General features: G+C 40.7%; 1 protein-coding gene and 1 pseudogene. Both read right to left on the bottom strand.

Annotated elements, in window-relative coordinates; translation table 11 throughout:
• Window positions 1-30: 30 nt before the first annotated feature.
• Complete coding sequence (locus ACFILU_RS06335; RefSeq protein WP_375675235.1) at window positions 31-435, bottom strand: hypothetical protein; 405 nt, start codon at window positions 433-435, stop codon at window positions 31-33.
• A pseudogene (locus ACFILU_RS06340) lies at window positions 432-1,497 on the bottom strand (filamentous hemagglutinin); the annotation flags it as partial. The pseudogene ACFILU_RS06340 and the gene ACFILU_RS06335, both read right to left, overlap by 4 nt.

Here is a 1,497-nt window from a genome sequence, read left to right on the forward strand (position 1 = left end):
CGGATTGTTGATCATCACAAGCAGCAAAACTTAAGGCTTGCATTCAGGTTGTACTGGACTTCTTTTACAAAACGGGCTGTTTAAGCGCTTTTCGACACTTCTCTTCGGAATGACAGCACCAGGCTGACAAATGGGAAGGTCTTTATAATTATAGCACCAATATGGACCACCGTATCTATCACGAAATCCTGCTTGGACCATACAAGCATCAATGGATGCCATTTGATTTAAACTGAGGTTTCTATTTTCTGAATCAGGATCGATAAGACTCGGCATTCCACATTCTAATAAGGCTTTTCCTATCTCAGTAAAATCTGCTCCCGCCTTCAACCACCCATGTACTTCCCCTGGAGGAGGTTTGTCAATGTTTTCAATGTCACATCCAGAGACACTTAACAGAACTATCCCACTTAATAATTTAAACAGTGTATTCATTTTTTTCTCCATAAATAACCTAAACCTAAATTATCTAAAATTGCATAAGGTGCATAAATTTTTGCATTATGATGTATTCCATAATTATCTTGACATTTTTTCCCCGCATTACCATAACACTTATGGGTACTAGGGTTATGCCCGATGAGCGCTCCCCCTTGCTCTATCATTGGAGTTGCTGGTGGAAATATTGCATAAGGGAACCTCAAGGGTACTTTATAAGCAGTAGGTGGATTGTAACCAAATCCTGTACCTATGGGATCGAATATATGGTTTTGTAAGTAAATATGATCTTTTTTACCATCACTCACATAATAGAGTGCATTCGCTATTGATTGAGAGTTATCAGCTGGTCCAAAAAGATAGATATCTGTTTTTTCTGCTATACCGTGAATGCCACGCTGTTCAAAGTCACGCATTCCATTGCCCACTGTCAAACTACCACGGCTATGCGCACTAACAATCGCCCCTGTATTGCCATAACGATAGATAAAATCTTGTAACTTCTTAGTCGAATTACTCCATCTCCCAAAATACTCATAAATCGCTACTCCGTACTCTACGAGCCTGTCTTTAGCTTGTGGGTGGTATGTAAAATAAAGGGGTTCATGCTCATTATCAGCTAAGTGGACAGCATTACCGGCTGCTTCATCTGGTGTGTTAAAAATACCATTATAGAACATACGCCTGTTGCCATCAGAGCCAGCTTGTAAATACTGCTCATCTTCAGCATTTAAAAAGTGATACAGAGTGATATATTCTCCATCGCTGTCTTTTATATACTCTCCATTTTCATCGGTTAAATAGAGGACATTGCCATTTTCATCATGCAAAATCTCACCTACTGGATGCTCTTTAACATTTGCGACTTCGCGTATTTTGTCCCAGTATCCCAATCCTTCATCCGATAAATCATTGATCATATCTACGCGATTATGTACTACCCCCTCAAGCGATGCGACATCTAGCTGTCCTACTGCTTGGTGTGCTGCTGCGGTGTTGCGGTTGAGAGAGCCAATGATTTGTCCAGCATCTTGCCCCATCGCCCTCTGTCCAGTTGTA

The sequence above is a fragment of the Bartonella sp. CL100XZDX genome (assembly GCF_042195375.1).
Lineage (GTDB): Bacteria > Pseudomonadota > Alphaproteobacteria > Rhizobiales > Rhizobiaceae > Bartonella.